Here is a 7,999-nt window from a genome sequence, read left to right as displayed (position 1 = left end):
GGCATGGATGCCGCCACCGAGACTACAGGGACGTACTTGCGGCGTGTCCCGCGAGCGGTGAGGGCGCCGCGCCCTCGACCAGACGTGAAGACAGCCAAGTGATCGCAATGCGCACAGTGCAGAAGTCTTGACCTGATTGCTCGATACTGGCAGGTCAGCTGCAGAGTGCAGCGTCGCGCGTTGCCTGCGCCCTACTCACCGAGCCTTTCACTCAACCAGCGCGCCGTTGCGCCAGCCGTGCGAACAACGCAGGCAAATGACGCATTTCGTCGAACACTTCAAGCACACCGAGGCGGCGCAGGGTGTCACCGTGGCCAGGCGGAATGTGGCTGGCACCGATAAACCCCAGTACCTGCATGCCTGCCGCCACGGCGGCCGTGGTACCGGTGGGGCTGTCTTCGATCACCAGGCAGCGCTCCGGCGCCACTCCTGCCGTGCGTGCTGCCAGCAGATAGACATCCGGTGCCGGCTTGGGCCGCTCCACCATGTCGGCACCGAACACGCGCCCTGCCGCACGCGCAGTCAGCCCGGCCCGTTCCACCGATGCGATCACGTTGTGGCGGCGGCTGTTGGACGCTACTGCCAACGGCAGCGGAATCTGCTCCAGCGCCTCGCGCACACCGGGTATCGGCTGCACTTCCGCCTGTATCAGTGCCTCGCTGCGCGCCTGGATCTGCGCCAGCAAGGTCTCCGGCAACTGCAGCGCAAAGCGTTCTTCCACGCGCCGCAATACCTCGCGCGTGGTCTGGCCAAACGTGCTTTCCAGCAGATGTTCCAGCGGCTCGGCCGGCACGAATGCTGCCAGCGCCTCGCGCATCACCCGGTCGGCCAGTATCTCGCTGTCGACAAGAACCCCGTCGCAATCACTGATCAGTAGCTCGTAGACCATTGCACCCATCTGCTCGCAAAGCGCCATTATGCGGGCCGTGGCGTGACCGCCGGCTGTGGTGCCACGCACGTGCATGTGACGGCAGCAATCGCACGACTGCGACAGAGGCAAACGGATGAGCAAGCAGGCTGGACCACCCATGCACGGCCTTAGCCATGTCACGAAATCTTACCGCGCCCGATTTTTGCAGCTGGTAGGATCGGCCCCGCTGCAGCGGGACGTGCTGCGGCGCCACCAGGAATGCGATCAGGACAAGGAGATTTCGATGAAGACGCGATTCCCCACCCTGCTCGTTCTTGCGACCTCGTTCTTCGCGGTCTCATGCACCGCCTCACCCGGTGCCAAGGAGCAAACCACCATGTCAGCTACGCTGCAGGACCATACCGTCGCCTTCCGCGACCCAGCCCTGACCGACATCGCCAACGCCATCGCGCAGGGCGACGTCGCTCGTATCAAGGCACTCGCCCCCATCGTCGATCTGGCCGCACACGGCGATCAGCAGGTGACCCTGCTGGAGTGGGCGATCTGGAACGAACAACCGCGCGCACTGCAGGCCCTGCTCGACGCAGGCGCGGACCCATCGCTGCCGGGCATGGACCAGGAAACGGTCGTGCACATGGCTGCCATGGCCAAGGACCCGGACTATCTGAAGATTCTGCTGCAGCACAAGGCACCGATTGATGTGGTCAGTGCACGTGCCGGCTGGACGCCGCTGTTCCGTGCGGTGCAGAGCAAGCGCGATGCGCAGATCGGCCTGCTGCTGGACGCCGGCGCCGACGTCCAGCGCGTCGACCATACCGGCAATAGCCTGCTGCACCTGGCTGCCCAGAGCGGCGCCGCCAGCCCGGCCGTGCTGCAGCTGCTCAAGGCCGGCGTGGACCCCACGCTGCGCAATGCACAGCAGAAAACCTTCCAGGCCTATTTTTTCACCACGCCGGATCGTTTGCTCAATGCCAGCGGCCAACAGGTCAGATCGGACGTGCGCGCGTGGTTGAGCGCCCACAACATTCCCGTGGAAAGCAGCCGCTAAGCGCGCTTTCCGTACGACGAACGCAAGGAGCCGCGCATGAGCCCGTCAGAATCCACATCTTCCACCGCTGCAACCACTCCCTTCGCAGAGTCGATGCGCGGTCAACAACCGCAGCCGCAAGACCGCCAGTTTCCGGAGCTGCTGCAAGATCTCTACAGCACCGCCAATCAGCGGCGCGAAGGCGGCGCCGAAACCATCGCCCCGCTGGCCAATGGCTGGTCGCGCATGGACGACAGCGCGCTGCAGCAGGCCGGTATCGACCCGGCGCTGCTGCACGATGCCAAGAGCGGCTTCGATGCCGCGTTCTATCGCAACGATCAAGGCCAGGTCGTGCTCGGCTTTTGCGGCACCGACGAAGGCAAGGACTGGAAGCACAACATCGGCCAGGGCCTGGGCTTTGACGATGCGCAATATGCGTCGGCGATCCAGCTGGGCAGCCAGGCCAGGCAGGCATTCGGCGACCAGGTGGTCATCGCGGGGCATTCGCTGGGCGGCGGACTGGCCGCGGCGTCGGCCATGGTCAACGACATCCCGGCAGTGACGTACAACGCCGCCGGCGTCAACGACCGCACGCTCGAACGCGCGGGCCTGGATGCATCGGCAGCCAAGGATTACGCCAGCAGCGAATTGATCCGCGGCTACCACGTCAAGAACGAAATCCTGACCCACCTGCAGGAAGACAGCATTCCGCTGAAGTGGACGATGCCCGACGCGGCCGGCCACCAGATCGAGTTGCCCGAACCGGACCCGCTATCGTTCGGCCAGCGTCTGGTGCCCGGCTTGATGCTCAAGCATCGCCTGGATCTGCACGGCATGGACTCGGTGATCAAGGCCCAGGACATGCAGGCGCCCGACCAGGCGCGGGCCGCACCGCTGCAGCCCGGCAGTCAGCTGTTCAACGACGCGGTGGTGCAGCTGGATGGCCAACGCGACCGGCTGGGGCTGCGCGATGACACGGCGTTTATCAACACGGCCGCCAGTGTGGCTGCACGCGCAGGCAGCGACGGCCTGCAGCGCATCGACCATCTGGTGCCCAACCGCAATGGCGATAGCCTGATCGCGGTGCAGGGGCGCATGGACGACCCGACGCATTTGCGTAGCCATGTCCGGACCGCCTCGGCCGCACACGAACCCGCGCACGGCAATGTCAGTCAGCTGCAGCAGCAAAACCAGCAACACGCCCACCCGCCTGCGCAACAGCAGGAAGAACAGCGCCGCGTCATTCAGCAGTAATCGGCGCCCCGTCTCACCGCAGGCGGCACACTGCCGCCTGCGGTGCAGACAACGGCAGTGGCATGCAGAGAGATCTCCATGCCGCATGCGCTGATCCTGCCGCGCTGGGCCGGCCGGACCATCGGCCGATCCCCCGCTACCCTGCCCCGGCCATCGCACGCAGCGTGATGCCGACCAGGTACGCCAGGTAAGTGCCGGTGGCGTAGCCCATCGTGCCCAGCAAGACGCCCACCGGCGCCAGCGCGGGATGGAAGGCGGCGGCCACCACCGGTGCCGAAGCCGGACCGCCGATGTTGGACTGCGAACCGATCGCAAAATAAAAGAACGGCACCCGCAGCCAGCGGCCCAGGCCCCACAGCAATGCGATGTGGACTGCGATCCAGATCAGGCCGAGCAGGAACAGCCAGGGGCGATCCAGTAGCGCCAGCAGATCCATCTGCATGCCGATGCAGGCGATCAGGAAATACAGCAGCAGCGAACCGATCTTGGACGCACCGGCGCCCTCCAGGTTGCGTGCGCGGGTAAAGCTCAACGACAACCCCACACTGGTGGCCAGAACCACCACCCAGACAAAGGGCGTGTCCAGACTGAACTGGCTGGCCCAGCTCAGGTGCGCCTTGCACCACGCTGCCAGCGGGTTGGCCAGCGCATGCGCCAGGCCGACCCCACCGAACGCCACCGCCACGATCACCATCAGGTCGGTCAGGCTGGGAATACGCGCATGCTCGGCCTGAAAGCGCGCCATGCGTTCCTGCAAGGCATCCAGCGCACGGGTGTCCGCCCCACTGCGCGCATCGATGGTCCGGGCGCGCCCGGCCAGGAAGATCAGCGCCGCCATCCAGACATACCCGACACCGACATCGACCACCGCAAACTGGCCGAAGGTGGTGGCGTCCACGTTGAACACTTCCCGCATCGCCAGCATGTTGGCGCCCCCGCCGATCCAGCTGCCGGCCAGCGCCGCCATGCCCGCCCAGGTATCGCCGGCCACGGTGGCCGGGTGCAGCCAGCCCATGACCCAGAACGCCACCACTGCGCCCAGCATGATGCTCAGCGACGCGCCCAGATACATGGCGACCAGCTTGGGCCCCAGCCCCAGGATCGCGCGCAGGTCGATGCTCAAGGTGAGCAGGATCAACGCCGCCGGCAGCAACACGTCACGGGCGATGGGGTTGTAGAGCCGCGTCGTGGCGCCGTCGATCAGGCCTACGGTGTTGTAGATGCCGGGTAGCAGATAGCACAGCAACAACGCCGGTACGACGGAATAAACCCGTCGCCACGGGCCCTGCTCGCGCGACGACGTCCAGAACACCGCGCCAAGCGTGGCGGCGATCAAGCCAAAGACGACGATATCGTTTTGAATCAGGGCAGAAGCAGGCGCAGTCACCGCGGGCAGGTATCCGGACAAGGGCCGCCAATGCGGATCGAACCGGGAGCGGCCGATGACGACGAATCTAGCCGACCATGCCGGCCGCGCAAACCCCGTGGGTCAGGTCGGGCGCATGACCGCAGTGATCAGCCGTGCGGTCCGTGGCGGTCATCGCGGCAGGTGCTCCACCGCGGCAGCGCTAGGATCCGCAACGACGTTGACCAGCACACCGGCGACGCCATCGCCGACGGCGGCCACCACCGGCTCTGGCGGCAATCGCGGTGGCGACCCACTGCAACTGCCGCGGATGGCACCTGGCGAACAGTCCGGCAACGACGAGCGCTGCAGACCTGCGGTTGGAACCTCAGCCGTAACGTCGCACCAGGCGCTCGCCATCGGCCGTATTCAGCACCACGCCGCTCGGCTGGCCGGTGGTCAGGCAATGCAGTTTGGCCATCAGTTCGGCGTTTTCCAGCGCGCCCTGCTCGCGCAGGTAACGCAGCGGCGACCACTGCGGGCGGGTGACCCACCAACCGCCCTGCTCGGGATGAATGCGTACAACATAACGGGACTCGTCCATGTGGCCTCCGGCCGGTAGGTGCTGCGCTGGAACAGTGGTGCACTGCAGCGCATCAAGGCGCCCGGCACCGGCATCGGGGATGTCGTACGGCTGCAATCACGCCAACATGCCCTTACTCAAGGGGCCGCGGGAGAGTGGCCGAGGGCCCCGCGTTTGGCATAGGCAGCATGCAGGTTTGGGAATGACGGCACTGTCAGGCGGAAACTGGCACCCGGGTAGGAAAATTCTCACGTGACACCGCTGACGCCCGCCGCTACATTCCGCCAAACGCAGTGAGGACATCGTCACAGCTGCCGCCACCAGGGCGCGGGCGATGCAGCAGGAGTTGCAGGGGCGCTTGGACACATCCTTGGGGAAGGGGTTGGCATGTATCTGCTCAGAAAATTCCAGTTTCCGGTCAAGACCGCGATGGTGGTGGGCTATGTCCTGGTGATCAGGGAAGCGCTGGTGCTGTGGTCCTGAGGCGCCGACGCCCATCGGCCCCGTGCGTCCCAGGCTGACCGATTGCGCCAGGCGTTACCCGTCATCGCGTCTCACTCCCGGTCGACCCAGCCCCGTTGCTGTGCGGCGACCAGATCGGCCGGGGTGTCCACATCCAGCGCCAGCGCCGGGGCGCTGACGCAGCCAAGCGCTTGCACATCCAGACCGGCAAACAGGCCGCGCAAGCCGGTGTCGGCCTGCAGTGCCACATCGGCCCAGGCCGCGTGGGTCACCACCGCGGGAATGCCGCGCACGCCGGCGTAGCCACTGGTGGCGCAGCCCGAGGCCGCTCGGTCGGCCTCTTCCAGCAACGCGCGCAGGTGTGGTGCGTCCAGCGCCGGTTGATCGCACCCCAGAATCAGGCTGCGGCGCACGTCGGGGTCGCCCTGCACATGCTGGCGCAGCGCCGCCAGGCTGGAACCCATGCCGGCGGCCCACCCGGCGTGCACCAGCACGTCCACCTCTAGCCCCTGCAGCACGTCGGCAAGTGCTTCCGCATCCGCACCCAACACCACCACGCAGCGGCGTGGCGCGGTCTGCAGTGCGATGCGTACGGCGCGGCGCAGCAACGGTTCGCCATCGCGCCGCAGCAACTGCTTGGATCGTCCCAGCCGGCTGCCTGCCCCGGCCGCCAACACCAATGCGGCGTGATCGCCGCTCATGCGCTCACGCTCGGTGTTGCGCACGACCCGCGAAGTGGACGTGCTTGCGCCTGGGTGGGCGACGCGGCGGCGCGTGCGCGTGCGCGGGAGGCGTGGGCATTCGGCGCCTGGAACGATGTGGCATCGACCCTGTTGCGCAATGCGTCGTCATAACGAGGAGCTGGTGACATGGCGACGTCGTACGGAGTGGAGACGACCTCAGCGTAGAAGCCGGACCGTGCGTGCGAAGTGACTGCGTGCTGTGCGCGCACTGTTTGCTGCGGCATTGGCCGCGTCGATTGCCCCACGCATCGACGCAGGTTGTGTCTGGCCGATCAAGCGCGCGTGGTGTTCAGGCGATCGCCGGTGATGGGATCGAGGCGCTCATCCGCCAGGTGCAGGATCGGCAACAGCGGGACATGTGATCCATGGATCGTGCACAACCACGGTTGTCGCCAGCCAGGTCGCCCGACGCGTCGAAGCAAAACAGGCTACCCGGCCACCACACACGCCTGCACATCCGCCACCGCCTGCGTGGCCTCGGCGATGATGCCCAGCGCGATGGTGTGCGGCGAGGAACGCCCCATACGCCAGCCAGCGGGCAGGCGCAGGCGTGCCAGCGCCGCATCGTCGTGCCCGAGTGCGCGCAATGCCTGCAGACGCTGTTCGCGTTTATGTCGACTGCCCAGGATGCCGATGCACGCCACCTCCGATGCCAGGCCACGGCTGGCTACCTGCACATCGATCGCGCTGTCGTGCGCAAGGCTGTACAAGGCAGTGCTTGCGTCCAGCTGTACGTCGTTCAAGGCATCGCCGAGCGCGCGGCGGTCATAGTGCTCGGCCGCCAGGCCGGGGGGCGGCTCGCCTGGGCCGTGCGGTCGCAGCACACGCAGCTCGATGCCCATCTGGCTGGCTAGCGTTATCAACACCAGCAACGCCGGATCCGCACCCACCACCACTAGCCGCAACGGCGGGCGATGCACGCGCAGGAACTCGCCAGGACGTACCTCGTGCGCAGTGGCGGGATAGCGCACTGCCCCGCTGGTGCGATCCAGCGCGACATAGAATGCCCGACGATGCTGACGCGCGTTGCGCCAGCGCGCCAGGTGCTCGGCCAGATCCGGCACCGGCCAGACCAGTACACCGATACGACCACCGCAGCTGAGCTGGATGTCCAGCACCTCGCTGCCTTCGCCATAATCCAGCCAGCGTGGCTGCCCGTCGCGCAGGGCCGCCATCGCCTCGTGCGCCACTGCCGCCTCCACGCATCCACCCGACACATACCCGGCAACCCGGCCATCGGCACCGATCGCCATCTCGCTGCCCAGCGGGCGCGGCGAGGAGCCTTGCACGTCGATCAGCGTGGCGATCGCCACACGCTGCCCGGCGCGATGCCAGGCGGTCAACACCGGTAGGAGATCGTCGTGCAGTGCATAGCTCGGCCATGCCGGCCACGCCGATTCGGCCGGCGTGACATGCGTGGCCGGAGCAACGACTGCGCTCACGCGCGCAGCAACGCGGGCAGATGCGGCAGCAACTTTTCCAGCGTGACCGGGTAATCGCGCACCCGCACGCCGGTGGCGTTGTAGACCGCGTTGGCGATCGCCGCTGCCACGCCGCAGATCCCCAGCTCGCCCACGCCCTTGGCCTTCATGGGTGACGACATCGGGTCGCTCTCTTCCAGGAACACCACGTCCTGATGCGGGATGTCCGCATGCACCGGGACTTCATAACCGGCCAGGTCGTGGTTGACGAAGAAGCCGAAGCGCTTGTCCAC

Annotated in this window: 7 protein-coding genes and 1 pseudogene; 2 read left to right on the top strand and 6 right to left on the bottom strand. The window is 66.7% G+C overall.

Annotated features, from left to right (window positions below):
• Nucleotides 1-211 precede the first annotated feature (211 nt).
• Entirely contained in the window at nt 212-916 is a 705-nt protein-coding gene (locus tag OZ10_RS18280; RefSeq protein WP_039566404.1) for an HAD family hydrolase, read from the bottom strand.
• A 193-nt stretch (nt 917-1,109) separates the two neighbouring features.
• Here OZ10_RS18280 and OZ10_RS18275 point away from each other — a divergent pair, with 193 nt between their 5' ends.
• A complete protein-coding gene (locus OZ10_RS18275) occupies nt 1,110-1,919 on the top strand; it encodes an ankyrin repeat domain-containing protein (protein WP_202903042.1) in 810 nt (269 codons plus the stop codon).
• A gap of 36 nt (nt 1,920-1,955) precedes the next feature.
• On the top strand, nt 1,956-3,152 hold the full coding sequence (locus OZ10_RS18270) for a Tle-like phospholipase domain-containing protein (RefSeq protein ID WP_039566402.1): 1,197 nt from the start codon (nt 1,956-1,958) through the stop codon (nt 3,150-3,152).
• 136 nt (nt 3,153-3,288) lie between these two features.
• Here the strand turns inward: OZ10_RS18270 and OZ10_RS18265 are convergent, their stop codons facing one another.
• From OZ10_RS18265 to OZ10_RS18245, 5 genes and pseudogenes are all read right to left on the bottom strand, one after another.
• Nucleotides 3,289-4,539: a DUF819 family protein gene (locus OZ10_RS18265; RefSeq protein ID WP_039566399.1), complete on the bottom strand. Its 1,251-nt coding sequence runs from the start codon at nt 4,537-4,539 to the stop codon at nt 3,289-3,291.
• Nucleotides 4,540-4,885: 346 nt separating this feature from the next.
• Nucleotides 4,886-5,101: a hypothetical protein gene (locus tag OZ10_RS18260; RefSeq protein ID WP_039414022.1), complete on the bottom strand. Its 216-nt coding sequence runs from the start codon at nt 5,099-5,101 to the stop codon at nt 4,886-4,888.
• 533 nt (nt 5,102-5,634) lie between these two features.
• Complete coding sequence (locus tag OZ10_RS18255) at nt 5,635-6,243, bottom strand: nucleotidyltransferase family protein (RefSeq protein WP_039414025.1); 609 nt, start codon at nt 6,241-6,243, stop codon at nt 5,635-5,637.
• 470 nt (nt 6,244-6,713) lie between these two features.
• Nucleotides 6,714-7,727: an XdhC family protein gene (locus OZ10_RS18250; RefSeq protein WP_039566397.1), complete on the bottom strand. Its 1,014-nt coding sequence runs from the start codon at nt 7,725-7,727 to the stop codon at nt 6,714-6,716.
• Nucleotides 7,724-7,999 (bottom strand): annotated as a pseudogene (locus OZ10_RS18245) (xanthine dehydrogenase family protein molybdopterin-binding subunit); the annotation flags it as partial. The gene OZ10_RS18250 and the pseudogene OZ10_RS18245, both read right to left, overlap by 4 nt.

Origin of the sequence: Xanthomonas cannabis pv. cannabis (assembly GCF_000802365.1) — a bacterium.
GTDB lineage: Bacteria > Pseudomonadota > Gammaproteobacteria > Xanthomonadales > Xanthomonadaceae > Xanthomonas > Xanthomonas cannabis.
This window is presented reverse-complemented; position numbering and strand designations above follow the sequence as displayed.

Coding starts and splice junctions, on each gene's coding strand:
- OZ10_RS18255 (WP_039414025.1), bottom strand. CDS start 6,243: ATGAGCGGCGATCACGCCGCATTGGTGTTGGCGGCCGGGGCAGGCAGC.
- OZ10_RS18280 (WP_039566404.1), bottom strand. CDS start 916: ATGGCGCTTTGCGAGCAGATGGGTGCAATGGTCTACGAGCTACTGATC.
- OZ10_RS18260 (WP_039414022.1), bottom strand. CDS start 5,101: ATGGACGAGTCCCGTTATGTTGTACGCATTCATCCCGAGCAGGGCGGT.
- OZ10_RS18270 (WP_039566402.1), top strand. CDS start 1,956: ATGAGCCCGTCAGAATCCACATCTTCCACCGCTGCAACCACTCCCTTC.